We start from the raw sequence: 26150 nt of genomic DNA, 5'->3' as shown, positions 1-26150 counted from the left end.
TTAAGCCATGAGTTATTTAACAATTAATCGATTACAAAAACATTATGATAACTACCATGCTCTGCGCGGCATCAACCTGTCCATTGAGGAAGGTGAATTTATCGTCTTTGTTGGCCCATCTGGCTGTGGTAAATCCACCCTATTGCGCACCATCGCAGGTCTTGAAACCAGTAGCAGCGGGAAGATCAATCTCGATGGTCAGGAAATTAGCGAACTGGCACCTGCCAAACGGGATCTAGCCATGGTGTTCCAGTCCTATGCGCTTTATCCACATATGACAGTGAAAGAGAATTTGTCATTCGCTCTGCGACTAGCCAAAGCACCACAAACTGAAATAGATGAAAAAGTCCGCATAGCTTCCACCTCCCTGCAACTGGACACCCTGTTGGAACGAAAACCCAAAGAACTCTCAGGTGGCCAACGCCAGCGGGTAGCCATTGGTCGAGCCATCGTGCGCCAGCCAAAAGTGTTTTTATTTGATGAGCCACTTTCTAACCTAGATGCCGCCCTTCGAGTACAGATGCGCCTAGAACTGGCTCGTCTGCACAAACAACTGGGCACCACCATGATTTATGTCACCCATGATCAGGTGGAAGCCATGACCTTGGCGGATCGTGTTGTCATTCTCAACGCGGGACAAATCGAGCAAGTCGGCACGCCACTAGAACTGTACCGTCAACCTAAAAGTCGTTTTGTGGCCGAATTCATCGGTACTCCAAAAATGAACCTAATACCTATCGATCAGATAGACAACCAAGGAGACCGTCTAGCACTGAGTGTGGGCGGTGGTAAAACCAGCTTCCCTGTCTCTCGCCTTCAAGAAGACATCAATACCAATAGCACATTAGGGATTCGCCCTGAACATCTCGCCCTAGTAGACAGTGATGGGGATTTATCCGGTCATGTAGAACTGATCGAACACTTAGGCTCTGAAGCCTACGCCCACGTGCGCCTCAGCAATCAGCAGAGAATCATCGTTAAGGCCGCCGCACGTAGCAGAATCAAGGACGAACAACAGGTTCACATCAACATCGATACCGACGAAATTATTCTACTCAACGACAGTGATCGCGTTATTTCTATGATCGCTGAGGAGACAGTTTATGACTAATTACCTGAACCCCAGTAAACATCAGGCCCAATTGTCTAGCCAGCCTTATCAAAGGGATGAGATTCAGCCAGGCATAGTACATATTGGAGTGGGAGCATTTCACCGTGCTCACCAAGCCGTTTACCTTGACCGTTTACTGGCTGAGCCTGAAGGCAAACAATGGGGCCTTATTGGCGTCAATATTCGTCCTCAAGACAGTGCCAGTTTCACCCGTTTTATGCAGCAAAAGGGCGAGTATGTTCTGAAGACGATGGATCCAAAAGGCGGCACCGAATACCAACATATCCGCTCCATCATGCACCAGATTGACGGTGCGCAAGTACCACAGGAAGTAGACAAGGCTATTGCCGATGCCAGCATCCAAATTGTCAGTTCTACGGTGACAGAAGGTGGGTATTATCTGGATGAAAACCAAGTCCTGCTAGAAGATCATCCAGCCATCCAAGCGGACATCGAAGGGGGCAGAAATACTCTCTACGCCTTCTTGTATGCTGGGCTTAAAAAACGCAGTGAAACCTCAAAAGCCAAAATCACCCTCTTATGTTGCGATAATTTGCGTCATAACGGTAAACATTTGCAGACAGGCTTGATGCAGTTTTTAGCCGCTAAACAAGACCAAGCTTTGGCCCAATGGATCAAAGACAATGTGACCTTCCCTTGTGCTATGGTGGATCGCATCACCCCTAAGCCCAGCCAAATTCATGTGAAAGACGTACAAGAACGCTTTGGCATGAACGATCAAATGACCGTAATGGGGGAAGATTTTATTCAATGGGTGATTGAAGACAATTTTGCCGGTGAACGTCCTCCTTTGGAAAAAGTTGACGTACAAATGGTCGATAAAGTCGACCCCTATGAAGAAGCTAAGATTCGCATTCTCAATGCTGGCCACACCTGCGTCACCTATCAAGCGGCATTGAAAGGGTTAACCTATTTTGATGAAGCTATGCGGGACGCCGAGTTAAAACAATATTTCACTGACTTTGCCAATCAGGATGCCATTCCAGCCATCGGTGACTCTATTGTCGATCTGCCCAACTACTTCAGCATCATTGCTGCCCGCTTCAGTAACGCCAATATTGGCGACACAGTGGAACGCATCTGTACCGATGGTTATGCCAAATATCCTATTTTTGTCTATCCGTCTTTGGCAGGCATCTACAAACTGAATCGTGTTCCTCATAAAACCCTACAGGGGATTGCAGGTTGGTTTGTGTTTTTCCAAAAAGCCGCCGCAGGCCAAATAGAGATGCCTTATCACGAGCCCAATCTCGATGCCATGAAGGCATTCACCAATGACGAAGCCGGCATTAAAGCCTTCACCCATGATCGGTTTCTATGGGGCAACCTCCCTGAGGACTACCCAAACTTCCCAGAACACTTGGCTCAGGCAATCCGAGAAATGCAAGCAACATACGCTTGATTACCATTAATAAACACTAGGTATATTACCCTAACGCTGTATGCCTAATCTAAAAACAACAATACAAGGAAATATCAACATGGCCACCAGCAACCATGACCTTACCAACAAAGTTGCCCTCATAACCGGCGCCGCCGGAGGTATTGGTCTCGCTATTGCTCAAACCTATCTTGAGAATGGCGCCAAAGTGATCCTCAGTGATTACCCTAAATCTGAACCAGAACCCATTGCACAAGTTCTGGCAAAATACCCAAACCAATCTCGTTATATTGGTGCAGATGTGAGCAACCTAGAAGCAATTGATCAACTCATCGACAGCTGCATCAGCACATTCGGACAAATCGATATCTTGGTCAATAATGCCGCCGTGTTTGACTTAGCACCGATGCTAGAAGCCTCAGAAAAAAGCTTTGACCGTATTTTTGCAATTAACGTCAAAGGCATGTTTTTCACGATGCAAAAAATCGCCCAAACCATGGTAGAAAAACACATTCCAGGTAAGATTATTAATTTGGCCTCTCAAGCTGGACGCCGGGGCGAAGCGCTGGTCAGCCATTACTGTGCCAGCAAAGCTGCCGTGATCAGCTACACCCAGTCAGCCGCGTTAGCTTTGGCGCCCCATAAAATCAATGTTAACGCCATATCTCCCGGCGTAATCGACACGCCCATGTGGAAAGAGGTCGACAAGCTGTTTGCAAAATACGAAGATCTAGAAATAGGTGAAAAGAAAATTGCTGTCGGTAAAGCCGTCCCCTTAGGTTACATGGGCAAACCCGAAGAAGTGGCGTCTCTGGCTCTGTTTTTGGCCTCATCCGGAGCCGATTATATTACCGCACAAACCTATAATGTTGATGGTGGCAACGTAATGAGCTAATCGCTAAGCATTAAGTTTGTTAGGAGTTTTTTATGACTAAAACAATAAAACGAAATACTCCCGAATACGAATTAGTGGAAGGTGAAATCGAAACCATACGTTATCTGGAACACGGCTACCCCAGCGATTTAATTCGCTGGCACGCCCATGATGACTACGAGCTGCACTTTATTGTCTCCACGTCAGGCAAGGTCTTTGTCGGTGACTACATTGGCAACTACAAACCAGGTCAGTTAATTCTCACGGGGCCCCGCTTGCCCCATAATTGGATCTGCCAGAGCAACGAACCACCGACCGACACGAGGGATATGGTGATACGCTTTGACCATGAATCCTTTGCTCAAGGTATGAAGATTATCCCAGAGCTGTCTGAAGTACTTCCCATGTTACTACGGGCCAAATCCGGCCTGGAGTTTCTGGGAGAGGATCCTGATTACTTGAAGACAACCTTTGCCGCCATCCGAGACGCCAGTGGCTTGGAACGCCTCACCCTAACACTCCCTCTATTGAAAAAACTTTCCCAGAGCCAGAACTATCGCCTGCTTTCTACGGTACAGATAGACTTAAAATCCAATGAAAATCTGCAACGTAAAATCAATACAGTGGTGGATTATGTCACTCAACATTACAATCAGGATATTTGCCTGTCAGATGCCTCTAACTTAGTCAGCATGTCTGACAGCCACTTTTCGCGTTTCTTTCGCAAAGCAACCGGAAACCGCTTTACGGAATTTTTAAACCGAGTACGCATCAGCCGAGCGTGCAATTTACTCACAGAAACCGATCAACAAATTGTCGATATTTGCTTTCAGGTGGGATTTAAGAACGTTGCCAATTTCAACCGTCGATTTCACGAGCTAAAAGGCGTCACCCCTAGGGACTTTCGCAGCCAAAGCAGTAACCGTTTGGGACAGTATAGCGAGACAGTATTTTAGTTCTGGCTATAAGCCCCAAACTCTCGTTATAAACTATAAAGCCGCCAGAGCATGATTTAGCTCTTTAGTCGCCGCGAAGAACGCCTGATACAAAGCGTATTTGTCCTGATAATAATCGGACAGTTGAGTATTTGGCTGATGGCTAGCCAGCACCTCGGGTAAAGCACAATATTGAGAGATAAGCGCCTCAATCTCCCCACCTGCCTGTCGTTTTTCCCCCAACAAAGCCAATCTGGCAGCGCCGAGTCCAGGACCAACATCGCCACCATCTCGGTAAATCATCCGTTTGTTCAATACATTTGCCAATATTTGTCGCCATAAAGAAGAACGAGCGCCGCCACCAATTAACGACAAATCATTCACCTCACTCCCAGCGCGAGACAAAGCATTTTGACAATCCAATAGAGAAAAAGCGACGCCTTCGAGCACCGCTAGGGTCATCTCCGGTAGATCAGTACTATTACGTAAACCAATAAATTGTCCCTGAACATCCGGATCATTGTGGGGCGTACGTTCGCCACTTAGATAAGGCAGGAAGATCACCGATGTTTGTTTCTTACCTGACCGCTCAAGCTCCTCAAGCAAAGAGGACACGGAACCATCTACCAACTTAGCCAACCAAGAGAGAGAATTAGCCGCACTCAAGGTAACCCCCATTTGGTGCCAACGATTTGGTAGAGCATGACAGAACGCATGCACCGTATTGTCAGGGTTGGCTTTATGGCTCTCGCTCACCACAAAATACACCCCAGAAGTGCCCAAAGACAACAACCCTTGACCAGCATGGGTCACCCCCATGCCCACAGCTCCGGCGGCATTATCACCGCCACCCGCGACAACAGGAAGCTTAGGCAATCCTAATTGCTTACTCGCCTTATCAGACACATGACCAATCACATCGCATCCTTCAAAGACGGTAGGCATATTCGCTTGCGTTAAGCCCGTTGCCGCCAATAACTCATCATCCCATTGCCGTGTAGCAGGGTTCAACCAAAGGGTCCCCGCCGCATCAGAGCAATCCGTCGATAAGACTCCTGTAAGTCGATAAACGAGATAATCTTTCGGCAGTAAAACATAGGCAATTTGGGCAAAAATCTCAGGTTCATGTTCTCTCACCCACTGCACTTTAGGGGCGGTAAAACCAGGCATTGCCAAATTACCTGAACGCTCAGTTAATGAGGGATAATTCGCCATTAGCGCGCTACATTGTGCCTGACTGCGGCCATCGTTCCACAATATACATGGACGCAAGACGTCACCCTGTTTATCCAACAAGGTCGCACCATGCATTTGTCCGGATATACCAATAGCTTTTAATTGCCCGAGATCGACCCGCTGCCCCAGCAGGCCTAACACATCAATACAGGCTTGCCACCAAGACAATGGATCTTGTTCGGACCATGTTGGGTGTGGGCTGTTGACCGATAAAGAGACGGATTCTTGTGCGACCACATCGCCCTTATCGTCAATCAACACGCCTTTTAAACCTGACGTACCAAGATCAAGACCTAAATACATAGTTTCCTTTCTCATTCATCGACGCGACTGGCGTCTTTATTTTTATTATTACGCTTGAGAGCCTTCAAAAAACCACAAGGAAAACTAAGACAAGCAGCGTGAAAAGACCTCATATTGAAAAGTCTACTCCCTAACGTCAATAGTATTTCGCTAACTTGCGGTTTTCGTATCAAAACTCAATAAAAATCATCAACTAATAGTATATTTCTCTCTCATTCACTCATCACTTACAATGAAATAAACCTTATTTATAACAGACTTCCCTATTGAAAAACGATGCTATTAGCGCCATGTTAGATGCATCATATAGTGGCGTTAGCCACTATCGCCAATCGTTACTGCCAACTATCATGGAAAAACGTTTATGACTGCTTTATCCACCTTTGCCGACACCATGCTCTCTCAAGACGTTATTGCGCATCAGCAACAAATTGGTGTGCTTCAAGTCAGCGGGGTTGATGGTAAAAAATTTCTACAGGGGCAAATCACCTGTGATATGAGCAAATTGACAACATCTCAGAGTCTCTATGGGGCGGTTTGCAGCATCAAAGGCCGCATCATCGCGAACTTTTTAGTGATTCAACAGGATGAACAGATTCTTTTATTAATGTCGAAGGATTTGCTAGAAAAGACACTCACGCACCTGAAAAAATACGCGGTTTTTTTTAAAGTAGAATTAGCGGATGCCTCTGACGCTTATCGCGTCACCAGCGTCCAAACTCAAGCAACCAGCACGCAACCAGAACAATTAACCGAAATATTACCAACTCAAACAGACCATAGTGCCATGCGTCTTACCTTGAGTGAGTACCCAGTTCGTACCGACTGGCTGGTTGAACCCGCACAAAATACTTCTCTAGAAGAGCAAAACCAGCAATATGCGGATGTCCTAAACCTCTTGATAGCACGGCCATTAATTCGTGCTGAGCAAAGTGAAGACATTCTTCCTCAATGGCTCAACATGCAGCGAACTGGAGGAATCAGCTTTACCAAAGGCTGTTACACGGGACAAGAGATCGTCGCACGCATGCAATACCGTGGGAAGTCCAAAAAGCAACTTGCCCTCTTTTACTGGCAAGGGGGACCGACCGCTGAGTCAAACCTGACCGATCTTGGTGACAAAGTAGTGGGACAGCTTTTTGCCCAAGCAAGCTGTGACGATTGGTCTGTTGCTCAAGTCATTCTCAACATTGAGCCAGAAGAATTGTCCGCCCCAAAACTGGGAGACACGTCAGTAGAGCCGCTAGCGCTCCCCTATAGATTAGATAAACGCTAGCCTACACGTTTCTTAGATAATCACACAGACAGCGCGTCTTACACCGGATCCAGTGCCCAGTTAATGGGCGCTTTTCCAGTCTGCGTTAAATAGTGATTGGCCTGTGAGAAATGGCGACAGCCTAAAAAGCCACGGTGGGCCGATAAAGGCGATGGGTGAACACTTTCCAGAACACAGTGTTTTTGCCTGTCTATATAGCGCCCTTTTTTTTGCGCATAGGCTCCCCATAGCAAAAACACGACCCCTTGATGTTCATGATTGATCATTTCGATGATCTTATCAGTAAAGCGCTCCCAGCCTTTATTTTGATGGGAGCCGGCTTTACCCGCCTCAACCGTCAATACGCTATTAAGCAGTAAGACACCTTGTTTCGCCCATTGACTTAAATAGCCATGCCCCGCTGGGGCAATCCCTAAATCTGCTTGCAGCTCTTTATAGATATTCAGAAGGGAAGGCGGAATCCTCACACCGGGTTTCACCGAGAAAGACAAACCATGAGCTTGCCCCTCTCCGTGGTAAGGATCTTGCCCTAAAATGACCACTTTTATCTGTTCAAAGGGTGTTTCATTGAGCGCATTAAAGCAATCATCTGAATGCGGATAAATAATTTTTCTCTGCTGTTTTTCGCTCTTAAGAAATTCACGCAGAACCTGCATGTAATCCTGCTCGAATTCATTGGCTAATCGAGCGTGCCAAGCGGGGGCTAAATTCATATAAACTACTCTATGGCTATCGTATTGACATCGTCATGTTGATCTATAAAAGGATTCAGAGATGGCATGGTTTTAAACTCGTAATAATACGCTAAAGATTGCACATCGTCCCGAGAGGAGACATGTTTTAATAACAACCAAGCCATTTCCCGTAAAGAATAGGCCTTACTATAGAGGGCGATTTTACTCAGCGTTTCTTGCTCGTCCAAATTATTATCATAGCTGCGAATAAGTAATCTTTGCTGTCCCTCATCGAGGTTATGTGATTTGGCCACTACCGCCAAATCAAATAAAGGCTCCCCCATACCCGTATATTCCCAATCAATCAGCCAAATTTTTTCATCATTTATTAATACATTTTTGGGATTCAAGTCATTATGGCACACCACAGGCTCACTACTTGAGGCAACACGGGGTAAACTGGAAAAGATCGTCTGCAAGTACGACCACTCTGCCTTCAGTTCAGAGTCAGGCGATATAAAAGAATCGATGGATTGCAGATATTGCTCAATTAAACGATAAATACAGAAAGCGTGGCTTACACTAGGTAAACAATGAGCTTGGGCCAAAGCTTGGGCAATTCTCACTACATTACTTGAGGAATGCGCCACATCCCAGCCCAACGAAGGCTGCACAACAAACCGACAAGCAAAGGCGCCATCTGTATCATGCCACAACACGGGAGGCGATACGCCTGCCTGCGAAGCGGCAAGCAAAACGGTCATTTCACTTTGCCGATCAATACCAAAAACCTCTCCATCCAGTTCCGGCACCCGCAGCACAATACGAGGCGCCTTATTCCAATCTAAGCGATACACTTTATTGGAAAATCCCTCCTCAAACTCCACGACTTTAATTTTATTAAATTCGGGGAGAATATTAGCCATTTTATCGAAATAGTCTGTTAAATGGACCATTTTAAATCCTTTTTATTGCCAGAATTGGAAGTCGCTGTCAGAATGAGTTATTAAACTATCCGAGTCAATAGACAACTTTGAAGCAGAATTAATGAATAAACACGAAGACATTATTCGGAAGATCCAGGAACGACTGAGCACTTTGAGTAAATCCGAAAGAAAAGTTGCCGAGGCCATTCTTGCTGATCCGAAAACGACCATCCATTCGAGTATTGCAAAATTAGCCTCTAGAGCAGAAGTCAGTGAGCCAACGGTAAATCGATTCTGTCGCAGCTTAATCGGTAGCGGTTTTCCAGACTTTAAAGTCTCACTCGCTCAGAGTTTGGCAACCGGTACCCCTTATGTGAATCTGAACGTTGAACCTGACGATGCACCAGGTGCGGTGACAACGAAAATTTTTGAAGCGGCGAAAAACAACCTGACTCGTGCTCAAGAGATTTTACCAGAAAGTCTAATCAGCCGGGCCGTCGATGTCCTTGCCCAAGCAAGGCGCATTGAGTTTTACGGTTTAGGCGCATCCGGCCCTGTTGCCAAAGACGCTCATCATAAGTTCTTCCGCTTAAATATGCCCGTTGTCGCCTATACAGACATTCTCGTGCAACGTATGGCAGCAGCTGGAGCCCATTCTGGAGACGCTATTGTGGTGATCTCCTACACAGGACGGACGCTCCCTTTGATCGAAACAGCACGAGTAGCGAGAGCAACAGGCGCATCAGTCATTGGTATCACCAATCCAGACTCACCTTTAACAGAGCATTGTTCCATCGTCTTGCCTATTGAAGAGACAGAAGACACGGATATTTATACTCCAATGAGTTCCCGTATCGTCTACCTCACCTTGATCGATGCCTTAGCGACGGGCGTGCTACTTAAACGTGGGCCTGAATTCAATGCTCACCTTAAAAAGCTCAAGCAGAGTGTGCAAGATACTCGTCTGCCAAAAACAGACAAACATAAGTAACCTGTCCCAGAGCACGTCTCTCAGATAAAGCGTCATAAATCGATGGCGCTTTATCTATCTCCTTAACCCCTCTCCAATACGAAAAACCGCCCCCTCAAATACAAAAAACAAACAAAAAACTGACAAAATAAAGTTACCTTTCTCGCCACAAAACGAGTTTGTTACAATTTTGCCGGATTTTTTTGAAAGATTATCGAAGAACACCCACCTAGAATCACGGGTCAACCTTTGAAACATGTTAAAAATGGTCATGAAAAGGCATTATCAAGTGATTTTTTTTACATTGTTCAAGGACTGTTCATTCTAATAAATACATAAACAATGATAACGAGACGATGTTTTCGAATGAGTCTTCACTCATCAGAAACGGCTTTTTGTATAGCGACTAACGCGAAGCGTTGTCGAGTAGAGCAGTGAAAACAACACTGATTCAAAAGCACATCACAACGACTTATCAAAACTGGGGACAACAATGATTGAGAATAGTAGCTACGCGATAGGCTTTACTTTTTTAGCTTATCTTATCGTCATGCTAGCCATCGGGCTTTACGCTTACAAACTAACATCAAGTTCTGAGGATTACTTTCTAGGTGGTCGCTCGTTAGGCCCTTGGCCGACCGCCCTTTCCGCTGGCGCCTCCGACATGAGTGGCTGGTTGCTGCTAGGTTTGCCTGGCTATGCATTTGCATCCGGTATGGAATCCATTTGGCTTGCCGCGGGCTTATTTGTTGGTACATGGCTAAATTGGTTAATCTGTGCAAAGCGTCTACGAACCTACAGCATTCAAGCAGAGAATGCCCTTACATTACCGGACTTTCTAGCCAAACGCTTCCAAGATAAATCCAGATTGATTCAGTCTATCTCAGCGATCTTTATCTTACTCTTCTTCTTGTTTTATACCAGCTCTGGCTTAGTGGCTGGCGGTAAATTATTCGAAACCGTATTTGGTATAGACTACCGTTATGCGGTCATCATTGGCACCATCTGTGTGGTGTCTTATACGCTATTTGGTGGCTTCCTAGCCGTTGCTTGGACAGACTTAGTTCAAGGTCTGATGATGTCTGCCGCCTTGGTAATTGTTCCGATTGTCGCCATTCAAGGTGGTGTTTCTGAGCTAACATCCACACTCGAGGCAAAAAACCCAGAACTTCTGACAATTTGGCATAACGTGAACGGTGAACCCTTAACCGCCATCGGAATTATTTCTCTACTGGCTTGGGGTCTTGGTTACTTCGGTCAGCCTCACATCTTGGCACGTTTTAAAGCCTCCCGCTCTAATAAAGACATTAAAACAGCACGTCGTATTGCTGTTACTTGGACGGCTCTTTCAATGGCAGGCGCATTAGCCATCGGCTTAACCGGCATCGTCTATGTGGATAACAACTTAGGTGGTCAGTTAGCTGACCCTGAGAAAATCTTCATGATTCTAGTCAACGCCGTGTTCCACCCCGTGGTGGCAGGTATTCTGTTGGCCGCCATCCTAGCGGCTATCATGAGTACGGCAGACTCCCAGTTATTGGTGTCTTCTTCCGCTTTAGCAGAAGACTTCTACAAACAGCTGTTAAATAAAGACGCCACACAAAAACAAATAGTCAATGTGGGTCGTTTTGCAGTTCTATTAATTTCAGTTATCGCCATGGCATTGGCATTAAATCCTAAGAGCTCTGTACTCGGTTTAGTGTCTTATGCCTGGGCAGGCTTTGGGGCAGCATTTGGTCCAGCTATCCTGTTGAGCCTATTCTGGCGCAACATGAACCGCAACGGCGCCTTGGCAGGCATCATTGTTGGGGGTGTGACTATCGTTGTTTGGAAGCAATTACACGGTGGTATTTTCGATTTATACGAAATCGTACCTGGTTTCCTATTCTCAACCATCGCCATTATTGTCTTTAGCTTACTTGGTGGTGCTCCAGAGAAGAAAGTGACCGACACCTTCGACGAGTACGAAAAATCTCTAGAAACCATGGCTTGATGATTGATCCAATCGCCATCACTAGGTTTAAAGTCAAAAACCCAGATCAACTAAGTTGATCTGGGTTTTTTATGTGATGCTGCCGCCACTTCTCTAATCTAAAAGCAAACAACACCACTCACGCCTAAAGAGTAAGTTATACCATCGTACTGATAAGCAATGATGTCGTTAGGCACCTATTATAGACGCCAGATACAAAGCCCCCCGTCCGCTATGACTCAGGGATTGGCTTTTTTAGCATAAAAAAAGGGCTTGCAAAGCAAGCCCTAAACACCATTACTAACAAACGTTAGTAGTCAGAGGAAACGCGAATGATCAACTCTCAGCCGATCATTTAAAATCAAACATTATTCATTAAAAAGTGTACAAGCCCCTTGCTCAGCACCACTTACCAGTAGACGATGAGCACTGAACAATTCACGCCCCATGCCTTGATGGGAATCAGACAGATCGAAGTCTTCAGGCTCTCGTGCATTCAGCTCTTCATCGCTAATCAAGACCGACAACGTACCTTCTACCGCATCCAAGCGAATAAGATCGCCTTCTTTAATCTTCGCAATCAAACCGCCCGCTAGCGCTTCTGGTGTCAGATGGATCGCCGCTGGTACCTTACCTGACGCCCCAGACATGCGACCGTCTGTCACCAATGCTACTTTATAGCCTTGATCCTGAAGATTACTTAAGAAAGGCGTTAATTTGTGCAACTCAGGCATGCCGATGGCTTTTGGCCCTTGAAAACGCACCACGGCAACACAATCACGTTTTAGCTTACCACTGGAAATGGCATCGGCTAATTCATATTGACTGTGAAAAACCGCTGCTGGCGCTTCAATAATACGGTTCTCTTCTTTTACGGCAGACACCTTGATCACAGCACGGCCCAGATTCCCTTTAAGCAGAGACAAGCCACCTTCTTGACTGAACGGGTCCTCAATAGGACGAATGACATTTAAATCCAAACTTGCTTCTGGGCCATCGCGCCATACCAATTGACCATTGTCGATAAATGGTTCTTTGGTGTAATGCTGCAAACCTTTCCCAACGATGGTATTCACCTCTTCATGCAGCAATCCACCTTTTAGCAATTGCTTAACCAAATATGCCATGCCACCAGCGGCGTGGAAATGGTTAATATCAGCTTGACCATTTGGGTAAATACGCGTCAATAATGGCACCACTTTAGACAGGGCTGAAAAATCATCCCAAGTGACAATAATGCCAGCAGCACGAGCGTAGGCAACGATGTGCATAGTGTGGTTAGTGGAGCCACCTGTCGCTAATAGCCCCACAATGGCATTAACAATACTGCGTTCATCGATAATCTCGTAAAGGGGACGATAGTCACGTCCCAACGCCGTGGATTTTGTTGCCAACTGAGCAGTATATTTGGTTAATTCAGCACGTAGTGGCTCATCAGGATTCACAAAAGAAGAGCCAGGCAGTTGCAGCCCCATCATTTCGACCAACAGTTGGTTAGAGTTGGCCGTACCATAAAAAGTACAAGTCCCGGCACTGTGATAAGAAGCAGATTCGGCTTCAAGCAACTCTTTACGAGTCGCCTCACCTTGAGCGTAGCGCTGACGTATCGCCGACTTTTCCGCATTGGTGATACCCGAACGCATTGGACCCGCTGGTACAAACAAAGCAGGAAGATGACCGAAGCGCAGTGCGGCAATTAATAACCCTGGAACAATTTTGTCACAAATACCAAGGTACAAAGCCGCATCGAACATATTATGAGACAACGCAATCGCCGCCCCTTGTGCGATGTTATCTCGGCTAAAAAGACTCAGCTCCATGCCATCCTGCCCTTGTGTCACACCATCACACATGGCGGGAACCCCACCAGCGACCTGGGCAACCGAGCCCATTTCTTGAACGGCTTTACGAATTTGATCTGGATAGCTTTCGTATGGTTGGTGAGCAGACAGCATGTCGTTATAAGACGTGACGATGCCAATATTCGCCTCTTCCATTAACGTTAGCTTTTGCTTATCAGTAGGTTGGCATGCGGCAAAACCATGAGCCAAGTTACCACAGGACAATTTACCTCGGTGAGGTCCTTGCTCCTGTGCTTTTTTCATATCGGATAAGTATTGTGAACGTAATGTTTTACTGCGCTCAATGATAGCCTCAGTTACTTTCGTAACAATAGAATTCATGCTTCTCTCCGGTTTTGCAACAGTCTTTGTCCAACTGACGTGAAAATATTTTATGTAATATTACTACATTTTTTAGAGATTTCATCTTAAATTTGCGAACAAATCCAGTAAAAATCAAAAATCCTGTAATTTTTTTACCAAAAAAGCTCACATAAAGCCAGATTTTGCTTTAAAATAGTCATCCTTGGTAACATTTTTAATATACGCTTTGTGCTATAACATGACTAATGTTTATTTTTTAAGCAATAAAGGGCACCAACACAGCACTGTCCTTGCTTAAAAATCCTTTTATGTAGTATTTTTACGTAAAACAACACATTCTTCCATGTATTCTTAACTATAATCTAGTAAGGATACGAATGGACTTCCACTGTATTTAGAGGTGAGTATGACAATTAAAGTAGCGATTAACGGATATGGACGTATTGGACGCAACACACTGCGAGCTTTGTACGAATCAGGCAAACGCGAGCACATTCAAGTCGTCGCAATTAATGACCTTGGCGACTCAAAAACCAACGCCCACCTAACTAAGTATGACACAGTCCATGGCCGTTTTAATGAAGATGTAACCTTTGATGAAGAAGCACTCTACATTAACCAAGATAAAATCCGCACATTTTCTGAGCGCAACCCAGCGGATCTTCCATGGGCAGAATTAGAAGTAGACGTTGTTTTTGAGTGTACAGGCTTCTTCACAACCAAAGAAAAAGCCAGCGCTCACCTTAATGCAGGTGCGAAAAAAGTCATCATTTCTGCCCCAGGCAAAGAAGTCGATGCCACCGTTGTCTACGGCGTCAACCAAAACGTTCTAACCAGTGACATGACTGTTATTTCAAACGCGTCTTGCACCACTAACTGCTTGGCACCGATTGCCAAACCACTGAGCGACAAATTAGGTATCGAAAGTGGCCTGATGACCACAATCCACTCTTATACAAACGATCAGCGTTTGTCTGATGTGTACCACTCTGATTTGTATCGTGCTCGTGCAGCAGCAATGAACATGATCCCAAGTAAAACAGGGGCAGCCGCTGCCGTTGGTCTCGTTGTACCTGAATTGGCGGGGAAATTCGACGGTATGGCCGTTCGTGTACCCACCATTAACGTATCACTAGTCGACCTTTCTTTCTTAGCACCTCGTGAAACCAGCGTGGAAGAGGTCAACCAAATTATCGAAGATGCGGTTAAAGCCGACCCAATTCTTGCCCAGGTTCTGCATATTAACCACGATCCTCTGGTGTCCTCTGATTTCAACCACAGCGCCTTTACGTCTAACTTTGATGCGACACAAACTCGAGTTCAAGGCAAATTGGTCAAAGTGATGTCTTGGTATGATAACGAATGGGGCTTTTCTAACCGCATGTTAGACAATACCATTGCACTAATGAACGCAAAATAAGCAATATTAGCAAAGGCTGCTGACGCAGCCTTTGTCCTACCTTATACTCTCTATACGCTTTCAAATGTTTGGTAATCTATCATGACTCGTAGAACGAAAATTGTTGCAACACTTGGTCCAGCCTCTAGCTCCCCAGAGATGATCGAGAAACTGATCTTGGCTGGTGCAAATGTGTTTCGCCTTAACTTTTCCCATGGACAGCCAGAAGACCATATCAATCGTGCCAATGTGGTACGTGAAATGGCGAAAAAGAATGGTCGTCATGTCGCAATTCTGGGCGATCTACAAGGGCCAAAAATCCGCATTGCTCGTTTTAAAAACACCAAAGTTGAGCTTAAAGATGGAGCAACCTTCATTCTTGACGTTGGCTTTGACAAAAACAGCGGCGACGAAACCCGTGTTGGTATTGATTACCCACAACTGGCTAAAGACTCTCAGCCTGGCAACATTCTCCTATTGGATGATGGCCGTGTGGTTCTAGAAGTGATCGAAGTAAAAGGCCAAGAAGTCATTACCAAAGTCATTGTCGGTGGTGATTTATCTAATAACAAAGGTATCAACCGTCAAGGCGGTGGACTCTCTGCCGCAGCCCTAACAGACAAAGACAAAGAAGACATCAAAACAGCGGCAGCTTTGCAAGCAGATTACCTTGCCGTTTCTTTCCCTCGCAGTGCGGATGACTTAAACGAAGCTCGTGCTCTTGCTGAAGCGGCGGGCTTGAAAGCAGGCATCGTCTCGAAAGTAGAACGTGCCGAAGCCGTAGCGGATAACGAAACATTAGACGCCATTATTATGGCATCCGATGCCGTCATGGTTGCCCGAGGTGATTTAGGCGTGGAGATCGGTGATGCCGAATTGATTGGTGTACAAAAACACATGATCAAACGTTGCCGTCAATTGAACCGCCCTGTTATTACCGCAACGCAAATGATGGAAACCATGATCACCAGCGCCATGCCAACCCGTGCTGAAGTATTCGACGTAGCCAACGCCGTGCTAGATGGTACCGATGCGGTTATGTTGTCAGCAGAAACGGCAGCTGGTGCATACCCTGAAGAAGTCATCAAGACCATGAACCGTGTTTGCTTAGGCGCGGAAAAACAGCCTGCTATAAACCGTTCTAAACACCGTATTGACGTGACCTTCACCGGTATCGATGAAACCATCGCCATGTCGGCTATGTACGCGGCTAACCACCTACAAGGGGTGAAAGCCATCATCAGTTTAACGGAATCGGGGACGACACCGCTTCTGATGTCGCGTATCAGCTCAGGCTTACCAATTTATGCCTTGTCGCCAAACCAAGCTACATTAAACAAAGTCAACCTTTATCGTGGCGTAACCCCCGTGGCTTTCTCTTCGCAAGAGTTCAATGTGGATACGATTGTGACGGGGCTTGTCGATCATGTTAAATCCCTTGGTCTGATTAAAAACGGCGACCTTGTTATTGTGACAAAAGGCGATCATTTAGTAAGCTACGGTACAACTAACATGATGAAAATCGTCAAAGTTGGCGATACAGCGGAATAACCCAACATGGGGACTCTCTTGATAAAGAAAACCATCACCACACCAGAGCGTAAAAACGTCGCTCTGGTTGCCCATGACAATATGAAGCCTGAGCTTATTGAGTGGGCAAAAAAGCACAAAGAAAAGTTAATCAAACACAATTTGATGGCAACCGGGACAACGGGCAATTTAATGCAAAAGCATTTGGATGTGCCAGTCAAATCCCTTATCAGTGGCCCACTGGGTGGTGATCAACAACTTGGTGGCTTGATTGCAGAAGGCAAAATCGACGTTTTGATCTTTTTTTGGGATCCGTTTGAGCCCATGCCCCATGACCCTGACATCAAAGCACTACTTCGTGTTGCAGCGGTATGGAACATTCCCATAGCCTGTAGCGTGTCCTCGGCGAATTTCCTCGTCACTTCCCCACTATTTGATAGCGAATTCGAGCGAAAAATCCCTGATTACGAGCAATACCTAAAAGAGCGGCTTTAAGTCGCTCTTTTTTATTCCGGCATTACCCTTCTAGTAAAATGAATTCCCCCTTCAACCCTCGCGGTTTTTGGCAAAATCGGCTATATTAACGCGCAATTAAAACCACTCTTTTAAAACCTATTAGGCTGAAAACATCCACATGAGCGAGGGTGTTCTCAAGGTTTTGTCAGAGCCATTGTATGTCGTTCAACACATTCACCCCTGAACACCACGTTGAACCCTTATCAGGAGAAAGATCTTGCAAGCAAAAGTAGCCCTTATTATGGGATCAAAAAGTGACTGGGCCACCATGGAAGGTGCCGCTGAAATTATGGACACACTGGGCGTTAGCTACCATGTGGAAGTCGTTTCCGCTCACCGAACCCCAGTGAAACTTGCTGAGTTTGCAGAAAGCGCAGTTAAAAAGGGCTTCCAAGTTATCATTGGTGGTGCAGGCGGTGCAGCGCATCTGCCTGGCATGGTTGCGGCCCATACTCGACTCCCCGTTCTCGGTGTACCAGTACAAAGCAAAGCTCTAAACGGCATGGACAGCCTGCTTTCTATCGCGCAAATGCCAAAAGGTGTTGCGGTTGGCACATTAGCCATTGGTACTGCTGGGGCATTTAACGCAGGCCTATTAGCTTGCCAGATCCTAGCCAATAACGACCCTGAACTGGCGAAAAAAATTGATGCGTTTCGCGCCAAACAAACCGAAACAGTGCTCGCTAACCCAGATCCTCGGGAGGCCTAATGTCAACATTATGGGTATTAGGCGCGGGTCAACTGGGCGCCATGTTAAAACAAGCCGGCACCCCGTTGGGAATTGATGTGCGCCCTGTGGATATTGAGGCGACAGACGAACTACCACTGCAAGCAAACGACATCGTTACCGCCGAGCGAGAAGAATGGCCAGAAACCGTTGCCACCAAACAGTTAGCCACACATAACAACTTTGTTAACCTTGCGACCTTCCCTCAACTGGCAGATCGTCTAACGCAAAAGCAATGGCTAGACCGCCTTGACCTTGCCACGGCGCCTTGGTTTCCTGTAGAAGCCGACTCTAGTGCACAACACGCCTACGACACATTAGGTGAACGCGTCCTTATGAAGCGTCGTCGTGGCGGCTATGATGGCAAAGGCCAATATTGGTTAAAACAAGCGGAAAACTCAGAAATTCCCGACGACTGGAAAGGTCAAGCCATTGCCGAACAAGCCATTAACTTCGACGAAGAAGTCTCCCTTGTTGGTGTACGTAGCAAAGATGGTGAAAAGTATTTTTACCCACTCACCCTCAACCTACACATCAATGGTATTTTGTACGCATCAATATCGCCACTTAAACGTCTCGATCAATACCAAAGCAAAGCAGAGACGATGCTTGGTAAATTGATGGATGCATTAGACTATGTTGGCGTTATGGCTATGGAGTGCTTCCGCGTGGGAGATGACTTACTGATTAACGAGCTCGCCCCTCGCGTGCACAACAGTGGCCATTGGACACAAGCAGGCAGCAACGTTTGCCAATTTGAAAATCACGTCCGTGCCGTCATGGGCTTACCACTGGTGAGCGCTGAGATCAAAAATCAAAGTATGATGGTGAACTTGATCGGCGTCGATCTGGATTACCAATGGCTCAGCATCCCAAGTTTAGAACTCTACTGGTATCAAAAAGACGTTAGACCTGGCCGCAAAGTGGGTCACCTGAACTTCTGCACAGGCAACCTAACGGTTCTGGAAACGGCGTTAGACAGACTCAATATGCCAGCGCCTTATCCACAAGCCATTGAGTGGTTAAAAGCGAACCTACCCGCCTAATCCTCCATAGCGAACAAGCAGTAGAAAGGCCCATTGAGCACGGTACTAAATAGTACCGAATGCTAAATGGGCCTTCTTTTTCTTTAGTACCACCAAACGCTTAAATCAACAAAGTGCCAGACCGTTCTTACCTATACTTCTGGTAGGCGTAACGCCATCAAAACACCCACAATCGCCATACCCGAAAAAACAAGAATTAACCCTTCTAATGAGATAAATTGCGTTAGCGCGCCAATAAAACTCATCAACAATAGGATAAAACCAATCATCGTATTACTAACGGCCACATAACTGGTTCGCTTATTGCCATCGGCTAAATTTACTAAGTAGGTTTTCCGGCCTACTCTCACCCCTTGATGGGCAATTGTCAGCAAGAAATACAAAACCGGTAGCAACAAGACATTGTCTAACAGTGAAGGTGCCAACCAAGAGACCGCAAACAAGACCAAACCAATCAAAGAGCTAAACAAACAGGCCGCCATCATCACTTTTCGACTGGAACGATCGGAGAACTTTCCCCAAAAAGGCGCAGAAACAAGCGAGGCTAAACCACTGGCACCAATAAACATCGCCAACACCCACATGTTATTCCCTAGGGTATGCTGAGCCAGTACAACATAAAAAGGCGCACTCAAAGCGGTACATAAAAATAGCGAACGAGTGATCACAAACTGGCGAAAGGCTTTATCCGTTTTTAGCAAACTCAGCTGCTTAAGCGCCTCTTTAAAGCCGTTCTTACCGCCATCTACTTCGCCAGAAAACTCCACAACGCGGGAGTAAACCAACGCCCCCAACAGCCAAAAAATAGCCGCTCCCATTAAGCAAACGCCATACACATAGGCATTACCTTCAAAGGACGTTAACGCACTCAATAACATGACGATGGCAATCCCGACGGTTACTAACCCAGCGACACTTGCCGACCAGCCTGTCACTTGTCCGCGCTGCGTTTTCGGAACCGTCTTACCTAACACATCCTTCGACGCCACCGAGCTAAGCCCTCGGGCAAGACTAAACACCACCAAACAGGCAATCACCAACCAACCCGCCACAGCCCCTTGCATCGTCATGGCTATCAACCCGATCAGCACAACACTGATCGACTGAAAAATACTCCCAACGATCCAAACCCATTTACGGAGCGGTAACTTACGTATAAAACTCGCAATGGCTAATTGCGGCAACAAAGACCCAGACTCACGAATCGGCACTAACCAACTCAGCAAATACACTGGTGCTCCAATGCTATTTAATATCCAAGGCAAGGTGATTTTTGGGTTAATCATGGCATCGCCCAAATTGGTAAAAAACTGAGCGATAATCAGCTTGATAAAATTACCAGGCACTTCCTTACAAGCCGACTCATCAATGGCTTTACAGGCTCTGGCATCTTCTTCATTGGTTATTTTTTCGTACACAGACTCCAACACATCTTTGCTGGCCATAAATTCCCATACTCCAAAAAAACAGTCTCAGCTTGTCTGAGATAATAGCGCAAAATTCTAGCACTTTAGATAATGAATTTCTGTGACGGGATGTGAACAACAAGGAAAACAACCCAGAGAGATAGGCTACTTTGTTGAATCAATCAAGACATCAACCTAAGACGGAACGGCTACACTACTCCTATAGATAGCGAAGACGTCCCCATCAGTCATAGGAAACACTTAACCTGCGTCTAATTGCGAGCGAACCACCGACATACGCTCTTCAGCTTTGCGCTTACGTCTATCTCGGCTACCCAAGTACGCCAAAGGCAAAATGATAAACAGAGCCCCAATCACAAAGAAGAAATCGATCGACTCGTTAAAAATAATCCAACCCAATATCACAGCAAACAGCAAGCCGGAATATTCCGCACTGCTCACCTGGCTCGACGCCACATAGCGGTAACCTTGCAGGCACGCTAAGCTATAAACAATCGAACACATCGCCGATGCACCAGCGTATAACAAGCCATCCATATTCCAAGACCCCCCTTCCCACAACGCCAAACAAGCCGTTAAAGGCAACGCCGACAAATGGGTTATCAAGAGCCCAAAGAACAGGTTTTGATTTTTTGGCAACTTGCGAATCAGCAAACTATTGGTCGCCAATACCACGGAAAACAACACCGCACTGATCATCCCCCAACTGACGTCAGAAGGTCGTAAAATGATCAATACCCCAACAAAGCCAGATACAGCCGCAATCACAATGCCCATGGTAATTTTCTCTTTAAAGAAAATCCCCGCAAACAACACAATCAGAATCGGCGCGATATAAAACACCGCATTGGCCGTGGCAAGCGGCAACGCCGTTAACGAGATAATCAATAAAACACTCGCCAATACCCACAGATTGCCTCTTAACAAATGCAGCTTAAGGCCAATGTCCCCTTTAAAATCAATGTGCTTATAGGCCAATGGCAATAACACAAGACAAATCATCACAAGACGCATAAAGGTAAACTGATAAACGGCCACACTGCTGCCCGCCATTTTGATAAACACATCGCAAAACGTCGCGAAGAAGTTACCTATCACTAGGATCAAAATAGCGCTACCGATGGTTTTTCCAGACATAGCCGCTCCTTGAGTACAATATATAAAGAACCGCATTCTAGCCTCGACTTCACCATCAATAAAATGATATATCCTCACTTAGTATTCGTTTTTTGGATAATAAAATGCTACCACCACTGAAAGCTCTACCTGTCTTTGAAGCCGTTGCCAGATTAAATAGCTTTTCCCTTGCCGCCCAGGAGCTCAACCTAAGCCAAAGCGCCGTCTCCCATCAGATTCGCGCCTTAGAAAATCACTTGGGTGAAAGCCTTTTCCAACGCCAAGGTCGCTATCTCAGCTTAACAACAGAGGGAAAACACTATTTAGACGCCATTAGCAGCTCCTTGTCGCAAATTGCCCGTGCTAGCAATCTGATACGAGGAGAAAGTGAAACCAAGGTAAGAATCGCCGTCTACAGCTCCTTTGCCGTGTGTTGGTTAATGCCACGCCTACCCGACCTGATGCGACGACATCCCAACCTAGACATCAGCATTACCATGACCCACAGCTCACCCGAGCTTTCTGACAAAACCGCCGATTGCTTTATTACCACAGACAAAGACAAACGCGGCTTCACATTTACCCCCATCTATCGGGAAAGGATCTTCCCCGTTTGCAGCCCAGCGTTTTATGAAGCCATGAAAAACACTCTCGATGTTCATTCCGACACCGACATGGCCAACTTACTTGAAAAACAGCCCGAGAAATTGGGCGACTTCCCCTTGGTCACTTCCTTTGGCATCTATAACGAATACACAGAAGACTGGCGGCGCTGGTTTTCGGAGAAAGGAAAAATCCTACCGGACGAACTACAACTGCATAAATTTAGCCATCTACTGCTCACCTACGAAGCCGCTAAATACTCCCTTGGCATCGCCCTGATCAACGACTATATGTTCAATGAAGACAAAACCAAAGACGACCTAATCCGCCTGCCCACCCACCATATCGAAACCGACGATGCATTCTACTTTGCTTACAAATATTCAAGACGCAACGAACCTGGAATTGCCGAAGTAAAACGATGGTTGATTAATGAGTCTGCGGGGTTGGGATTGGGAGAATGATATATGGTTAGATGAGTGTGGGGGCGGGGATAACACCGCGTTAAAGGGCAGGTTAAAGGGCAGCAACGCACTACCGCTAAACCTCAATTTACCACCGTAAACACAAATACCAAGATGTGAGCAAAATTCGCCACGCGTTGCCTGTTCCTCTTGAACGTTTTGTCAGCAACAAATTGGCCCAATAAAAATGGACGACTTGTACTTAAACTTGACTTGGCCATGTAAAGAAAACTGGTTAAATGCTCCAAGAGCTTATTAATCAAGTCTAATGGGTAACTAGGTCGATATTTGTCGTAATCAGCAACACGACTAGAAAATCTGTCTACTGGATTAGACATTATATCTTTCTTATGCCACAGATTTTTTAGATATCTTAAAATAATGTCTTAGCCTGAACTTTCTCCACACTCCAGCCGGCTCTGAAAAGTAAGGAATCACTAATTTTTTACTAGGATAAAGCGCTATTTCCCAAACAGTTTCCTCGAAGAATTTAAATGCTATAAAGTTAGGTTCAGTAAGACCTATTAGTGTAAACGACCCTGTGCTATACGGCCAAACTAGGGTTGCTTGATCCAACAAACGACAGTTTTGGTCGAGAAATTGAATATTTAAAGACTCTTCGAAAGGAGAGTTATTTGTAGTAAAAACTAAATAAAAATTTTCATAACCAATACACGCTTCACATACCTCGCCTTCAATAAACGAATCTACCGCTTTTCCATTGACCCATATCTGGCTTTTTGGAGGTTCCGTGTCGGTTGATTCTGACATCAATTTAAGTAAGAATTCTTTATCACTTAGAATTTTCATTATTCCATACTCACCAAATCAATCCTACTCCAAAGGCAGCCAGCGCTCCGCCAACAAAAGCTCCAACAGTTACACATACCGGAGCACCAGGGCCACATGCTAACCCCGCTAAAGCACCACCAGCTATACCTCCTCCAATTCCTGCACCTGTGATCGCAACCTCTTTTCCCGCAGCATCAAACTTATTTTCGGCAGTCGCTACCGTGTACACTGAAAATGCCATTGAGAGGAACAGAAAACCTCTACCTGCATGAGATAATTTTTTCATAGCAGTAGTAACTTTAGGATCTGATTTTCCCGCTGATTTTACTATTTCAGAATAGACCCTATTTTGTTGCTCTACAGCTAAATCATTAAATGACACCCCTCTTCCAAATAAAGCCTGAGCTTTTTTTGCAATAAGCTCATTAAGGGTTCTTCCTTGTTGCTTCATCTTTTGAGCTATCGCTAACCCGATAGGCGTGCTTCTTGTTCTGACCAACTCCATGATAACATTTCTCGCCTCATTCGCCTGAGAAGCAGCCTGAGCCCAAGTTATTTTGCCAGTAGAGGCCATAATTCTTAGCTCTGTGGACATAGCACGAATCTGTTTCGAATACATCTGTCTTGCGGTCGAGTCTACTGTCAGGTGGGCACCAATATTTGCAACTTCAGATTCTAATGCACGAATCGCGCTTTCAAATGCTGCTTTGTCTTTTTGCTGGTTCATGTCCATCTATAACATTCCTGTTAATTATTTCAGAGTTTTTACAATTAATATAACGACTAAGAGATTATAAAGTGGCAAAACCATAGCTCCAACCGTCTGTTGAATGGCCCCACTATCAATAAGAGGTTTGCTTTTTCATGATGTGACCTCCCTGTTATATTCAGTCGCTGAAAACCAAGCTTAATCTGAGCATCTTTGCCAGATGACCTGAGTTCGCCGCTATTTTAATCCTAATTTCTTGCTTTCTAGCGCGATTCGACTCTTAAGTAAAGACTACTACTCCCTCAGACGCGATAATTCGATTGGTTTTCAGGGAATCTTACTTCCTTGTTATCGCTGCTTTTCTAGGTACTATTATGGCTGGTTGGCGGAGGGGGGTTATTTTTCCCTGGGAGATATCATCAAGATAAAGCTCAGTATGCTACCCACAAGCAGGGCATGAACAGTTTGGAGTGTTTCCCCCTCTAATCATCTGCCATCATTGAAGTTTTTCTCTTAGTTCCAAGAAAAACGCACAAAAAAGAGACGGAAGATTCTATTCAACTTGGCATTGGACTCACGCCGACGCGTTGAGCCTGCGAAACAAGATCAAATGAATACAATGACAGGGTGATCGGCAGAGCAATCGGAGTATTTGACGGGGAGTTAAGGACATGGCCTCCTGCCTTCGCAGGAATGAGGGTTTTGGAACCCTATTGCTTTAACCTCTTACTGTGGATAAGAAACAGTCAAATTTAGTAGATTTTCAGTCATCTTTGATGACTGATCTTTTTTTAACCAAATTCACTGTTGTAATTCACACTTACCACCCTCAAAATATACCTTCTTTTTTTTAACTCAAAAGGATCATATAAGGATCAAAAAAATGAAAGTTAAACAGAAAAAACGCAATCCCTATGCGTTTGACCCAATCATGCGTAAAGGTGGGGTTCACGAAAAAACCAACAAAGCAAAACGCCGTAAACACAAACTGCAAATGCAGAAAGAGGCTGCCAACTGGCAGCCTTATTTGTTTCTAACACTTCTAAAAAAGTGCTTCTCAACAAAAACGTTTCTTGAGACGAAAAAAAGCCCTGACAGCATAACTATCAGGGCTTTCTTAAATTAAATCTTGATAACGACCTACTCTCACATGCTTGTCTGTCATAAAGTGCCCCTCACGTCCATCAGCGATGGTGATTTCCCATAACGAAAAAACCCCACCCTGCTTAGCAGGATGGGGTTTCTCTTAATTAAATCTTGATAACGACCTACTCTCACATGGGATCTCCCACACTACCATCGGCGATGGCACTTTTCACTTCTGAGTTCGGGATGGGATCAGGTGGTTCAATGCCTCTATGATCATCAAGAAAACTGGCTTGCGTTTGTTATGGAAGCTTTGTGTTTTCCTCTCCATAACTCGCAAATTCGTTCACTTGTCTCTGTTAACAATTCTGTTTTGAAATAGCGACAACCAAGCTCAAACCGGATCGTATTCTGTGTCTTTTGTGTGTCTTACGACCTCCATGGAAGGAGGAAGTGCTGGAAGGGTCAGGAACCATCTCCAGTAAAACCACTTTGGTGTTATATGGTCAAGCCTCACGAGCAATTAGTATTGGTTAGCTCAATGCCTCACAGCACTTACACACCCAACCTATCAACGTCCTCGTCTCGAACGGCTCTTTAGGGAACTTATGTTCCAGTGAGATCTTATCTTAAGGGAGGCTTCCCGCTTAGATGCTTTCAGCGGTTATCCCGTCCGAACATAGCTACCCGGCAATGCCACTGGCGTGACAACCGGAACACCAGAGGTTCGTCCACTCCGGTCCTCTCGTACTAGGAGCAGCTCCTCTCAAATCTCAAACGTCCACGGCAGATAGGGACCGAACTGTCTCACGACGTTCTAAACCCAGCTCGCGTACCACTTTAAATGGCGAACAGCCATACCCTTGGGACCGGCTTCAGCCCCAGGATGTG

22 protein-coding genes and 2 rRNA genes are annotated in these 26150 nt (G+C 45.6%); 14 read left to right on the top strand and 10 right to left on the bottom strand.

What is annotated here, in order from left to right; genetic code table 11:
• Window positions 1-7: 7 nt before the first annotated feature.
• From MSP8886_RS11925 to MSP8886_RS11910, 4 genes are all read left to right on the top strand, one after another.
• Window positions 8-1111 (top strand): ABC transporter ATP-binding protein, encoded by a 1104-nt coding sequence (locus MSP8886_RS11925; RefSeq protein ID WP_067016699.1) that lies wholly within the window; start codon window positions 8-10, stop codon window positions 1109-1111.
• Window positions 1104-2534 carry a mannitol dehydrogenase family protein gene (locus MSP8886_RS11920; RefSeq protein WP_083200933.1) on the top strand — a complete coding sequence of 477 codons (1431 nt, stop codon included), beginning with the start codon at window positions 1104-1106 and terminating at the stop codon, window positions 2532-2534. The genes MSP8886_RS11925 and MSP8886_RS11920 overlap by 8 nt, the downstream gene beginning before the upstream one ends.
• A gap of 79 nt (window positions 2535-2613) precedes the next feature.
• On the top strand, window positions 2614-3408 hold the full coding sequence (locus tag MSP8886_RS11915) for an L-iditol 2-dehydrogenase (RefSeq protein WP_067016697.1): 795 nt from the start codon (window positions 2614-2616) through the stop codon (window positions 3406-3408).
• 32 nt (window positions 3409-3440) lie between these two features.
• Window positions 3441-4343 carry a helix-turn-helix domain-containing protein gene (locus MSP8886_RS11910; RefSeq protein WP_067016695.1) on the top strand — a complete coding sequence of 301 codons (903 nt, stop codon included), beginning with the start codon at window positions 3441-3443 and terminating at the stop codon, window positions 4341-4343.
• 33 nt (window positions 4344-4376) lie between these two features.
• Here the strand turns inward: MSP8886_RS11910 and xylB are convergent, their stop codons facing one another.
• Window positions 4377-5861 carry a xylulokinase gene (gene xylB, locus MSP8886_RS11905; protein WP_067016693.1) on the bottom strand — a complete coding sequence of 495 codons (1485 nt, stop codon included), beginning with the start codon at window positions 5859-5861 and terminating at the stop codon, window positions 4377-4379.
• 364 nt (window positions 5862-6225) lie between these two features.
• Between xylB and ygfZ the strand changes: the two genes are divergently transcribed.
• Window positions 6226-7137, top strand: coding sequence for a CAF17-like 4Fe-4S cluster assembly/insertion protein YgfZ (gene ygfZ / locus MSP8886_RS11900; RefSeq protein ID WP_067016691.1), 912 nt, complete (start codon window positions 6226-6228; stop codon window positions 7135-7137).
• Window positions 7138-7175: 38 nt separating this feature from the next.
• Here the strand turns inward: ygfZ and ung are convergent, their stop codons facing one another.
• On the bottom strand, window positions 7176-7850 hold the full coding sequence (gene ung / locus MSP8886_RS11895) for a uracil-DNA glycosylase (protein ID WP_067016689.1): 675 nt from the start codon (window positions 7848-7850) through the stop codon (window positions 7176-7178).
• Window positions 7851-7855: 5 nt separating this feature from the next.
• Window positions 7856-8767: a choline/ethanolamine kinase family protein gene (locus MSP8886_RS11890; RefSeq protein ID WP_067016687.1), complete on the bottom strand. Its 912-nt coding sequence runs from the start codon at window positions 8765-8767 to the stop codon at window positions 7856-7858.
• Window positions 8768-8858: 91 nt separating this feature from the next.
• Between MSP8886_RS11890 and hexR the strand changes: the two genes are divergently transcribed.
• The gene (gene hexR, locus MSP8886_RS11885; protein WP_067016685.1) at window positions 8859-9728 is read left to right on the top strand and encodes a transcriptional regulator HexR; all 870 of its coding nucleotides are present in this window, start codon (window positions 8859-8861) and stop codon (window positions 9726-9728) included.
• A gap of 472 nt (window positions 9729-10200) precedes the next feature.
• A complete protein-coding gene (gene putP, locus MSP8886_RS11880; RefSeq protein WP_067016683.1) occupies window positions 10201-11700 on the top strand; it encodes a sodium/proline symporter PutP in 1500 nt (499 codons plus the stop codon).
• Between the two features lie 347 nt (window positions 11701-12047).
• Here the strand turns inward: putP and edd are convergent, their stop codons facing one another.
• A complete protein-coding gene (gene edd, locus MSP8886_RS11875) occupies window positions 12048-13862 on the bottom strand; it encodes a phosphogluconate dehydratase (RefSeq protein WP_067016681.1) in 1815 nt (604 codons plus the stop codon).
• Window positions 13863-14250: 388 nt separating this feature from the next.
• Between edd and gap the strand changes: the two genes are divergently transcribed.
• The 5 genes from gap to purK all read left to right on the top strand — a co-directional run bounded on the left by gap (window position 14251) and on the right by purK (window position 19062).
• Entirely contained in the window at window positions 14251-15264 is a 1014-nt protein-coding gene (gene gap, locus MSP8886_RS11870) for a type I glyceraldehyde-3-phosphate dehydrogenase (protein ID WP_067016679.1), read from the top strand.
• 81 nt (window positions 15265-15345) lie between these two features.
• Window positions 15346-16794, top strand: a complete 1449-nt coding sequence (gene pyk / locus MSP8886_RS11865; RefSeq protein WP_067016677.1) for a pyruvate kinase — start codon at window positions 15346-15348, stop codon at window positions 16792-16794.
• Window positions 16795-16812: 18 nt separating this feature from the next.
• Window positions 16813-17268: a methylglyoxal synthase gene (locus MSP8886_RS11860; RefSeq protein ID WP_281197846.1), complete on the top strand. Its 456-nt coding sequence runs from the start codon at window positions 16813-16815 to the stop codon at window positions 17266-17268.
• A 238-nt stretch (window positions 17269-17506) separates the two neighbouring features.
• A complete protein-coding gene (gene purE, locus MSP8886_RS11855) occupies window positions 17507-17998 on the top strand; it encodes a 5-(carboxyamino)imidazole ribonucleotide mutase (protein ID WP_067016673.1) in 492 nt (163 codons plus the stop codon).
• Window positions 17998-19062 carry a 5-(carboxyamino)imidazole ribonucleotide synthase gene (gene purK / locus MSP8886_RS11850; protein WP_067016671.1) on the top strand — a complete coding sequence of 355 codons (1065 nt, stop codon included), beginning with the start codon at window positions 17998-18000 and terminating at the stop codon, window positions 19060-19062. Before purE ends, purK begins: the two co-directional genes overlap by 1 nt.
• Before the next feature lie 131 nt (window positions 19063-19193).
• Here the strand turns inward: purK and MSP8886_RS11845 are convergent, their stop codons facing one another.
• Entirely contained in the window at window positions 19194-20507 is a 1314-nt protein-coding gene (locus MSP8886_RS11845) for an MFS transporter (protein ID WP_067016669.1), read from the bottom strand.
• Window positions 20508-20729: 222 nt separating this feature from the next.
• On the bottom strand, window positions 20730-21626 hold the full coding sequence (locus MSP8886_RS11840) for a DMT family transporter (protein ID WP_067016668.1): 897 nt from the start codon (window positions 21624-21626) through the stop codon (window positions 20730-20732).
• A gap of 104 nt (window positions 21627-21730) precedes the next feature.
• On the opposite strand from MSP8886_RS11840, the gene MSP8886_RS11835 reads away from it, so the two are divergent.
• Window positions 21731-22672 (top strand): LysR family transcriptional regulator, encoded by a 942-nt coding sequence (locus tag MSP8886_RS11835; RefSeq protein WP_067016666.1) that lies wholly within the window; start codon window positions 21731-21733, stop codon window positions 22670-22672.
• Between the two features lie 348 nt (window positions 22673-23020).
• Here the strand turns inward: MSP8886_RS11835 and MSP8886_RS11825 are convergent, their stop codons facing one another.
• Together MSP8886_RS11825 and MSP8886_RS11820 are read right to left on the bottom strand one after the other, a co-directional pair.
• A complete protein-coding gene (locus tag MSP8886_RS11825) occupies window positions 23021-23482 on the bottom strand; it encodes a hypothetical protein (RefSeq protein ID WP_067016662.1) in 462 nt (153 codons plus the stop codon).
• Window positions 23483-23492: 10 nt separating this feature from the next.
• Window positions 23493-24197, bottom strand: coding sequence for a hypothetical protein (locus MSP8886_RS11820; protein WP_067016660.1), 705 nt, complete (start codon window positions 24195-24197; stop codon window positions 23493-23495).
• An 859-nt stretch (window positions 24198-25056) separates the two neighbouring features.
• Between MSP8886_RS11820 and MSP8886_RS11815 the strand changes: the two genes are divergently transcribed.
• Window positions 25057-25299 (top strand): hypothetical protein, encoded by a 243-nt coding sequence (locus MSP8886_RS11815; protein WP_067016658.1) that lies wholly within the window; start codon window positions 25057-25059, stop codon window positions 25297-25299.
• A gap of 129 nt (window positions 25300-25428) precedes the next feature.
• Here MSP8886_RS11815 and rrf read toward each other — a convergent pair.
• Window positions 25429-25543 (bottom strand): 5S ribosomal RNA (gene rrf / locus MSP8886_RS11810).
• Window positions 25544-25761: 218 nt separating this feature from the next.
• Window positions 25762-26150, bottom strand: a 23S ribosomal RNA gene (locus MSP8886_RS11805); the annotation flags it as partial.

This window comes from Marinomonas spartinae, assembly GCF_900089775.1.
In the GTDB taxonomy this organism is placed as follows: domain Bacteria; phylum Pseudomonadota; class Gammaproteobacteria; order Pseudomonadales; family Marinomonadaceae; genus Marinomonas; species Marinomonas spartinae.
Note: the sequence above shows the minus strand (reverse complement) of the source record. Positions and strands in the feature narration are given on the sequence as shown.

Coding starts and splice junctions, on each gene's coding strand:
- hexR (WP_067016685.1), top strand. CDS start 8,859: ATGAATAAACACGAAGACATTATTCGGAAGATCCAGGAACGACTGAGC.
- gap (WP_067016679.1), top strand. CDS start 14,251: ATGACAATTAAAGTAGCGATTAACGGATATGGACGTATTGGACGCAAC.
- ung (WP_067016689.1), bottom strand. CDS start 7,850: ATGAATTTAGCCCCCGCTTGGCACGCTCGATTAGCCAATGAATTCGAG.
- purK (WP_067016671.1), top strand. CDS start 17,998: ATGTCAACATTATGGGTATTAGGCGCGGGTCAACTGGGCGCCATGTTA.
- MSP8886_RS11845 (WP_067016669.1), bottom strand. CDS start 20,507: ATGGCCAGCAAAGATGTGTTGGAGTCTGTGTACGAAAAAATAACCAAT.
- MSP8886_RS11915 (WP_067016697.1), top strand. CDS start 2,614: ATGGCCACCAGCAACCATGACCTTACCAACAAAGTTGCCCTCATAACC.
- pyk (WP_067016677.1), top strand. CDS start 15,346: ATGACTCGTAGAACGAAAATTGTTGCAACACTTGGTCCAGCCTCTAGC.
- ygfZ (WP_067016691.1), top strand. CDS start 6,226: ATGACTGCTTTATCCACCTTTGCCGACACCATGCTCTCTCAAGACGTT.
- MSP8886_RS11920 (WP_083200933.1), top strand. CDS start 1,104: ATGACTAATTACCTGAACCCCAGTAAACATCAGGCCCAATTGTCTAGC.
- MSP8886_RS11820 (WP_067016660.1), bottom strand. CDS start 24,197: ATGGACATGAACCAGCAAAAAGACAAAGCAGCATTTGAAAGCGCGATT.
- MSP8886_RS11890 (WP_067016687.1), bottom strand. CDS start 8,767: ATGGTCCATTTAACAGACTATTTCGATAAAATGGCTAATATTCTCCCC.
- MSP8886_RS11925 (WP_067016699.1), top strand. CDS start 8: ATGAGTTATTTAACAATTAATCGATTACAAAAACATTATGATAACTAC.
- putP (WP_067016683.1), top strand. CDS start 10,201: ATGATTGAGAATAGTAGCTACGCGATAGGCTTTACTTTTTTAGCTTAT.
- MSP8886_RS11910 (WP_067016695.1), top strand. CDS start 3,441: ATGACTAAAACAATAAAACGAAATACTCCCGAATACGAATTAGTGGAA.
- xylB (WP_067016693.1), bottom strand. CDS start 5,861: ATGTATTTAGGTCTTGATCTTGGTACGTCAGGTTTAAAAGGCGTGTTG.
- MSP8886_RS11835 (WP_067016666.1), top strand. CDS start 21,731: ATGCTACCACCACTGAAAGCTCTACCTGTCTTTGAAGCCGTTGCCAGA.
- edd (WP_067016681.1), bottom strand. CDS start 13,862: ATGAATTCTATTGTTACGAAAGTAACTGAGGCTATCATTGAGCGCAGT.
- MSP8886_RS11815 (WP_067016658.1), top strand. CDS start 25,057: ATGAAAGTTAAACAGAAAAAACGCAATCCCTATGCGTTTGACCCAATC.
- MSP8886_RS11840 (WP_067016668.1), bottom strand. CDS start 21,626: ATGTCTGGAAAAACCATCGGTAGCGCTATTTTGATCCTAGTGATAGGT.
- MSP8886_RS11825 (WP_067016662.1), bottom strand. CDS start 23,482: ATGAAAATTCTAAGTGATAAAGAATTCTTACTTAAATTGATGTCAGAA.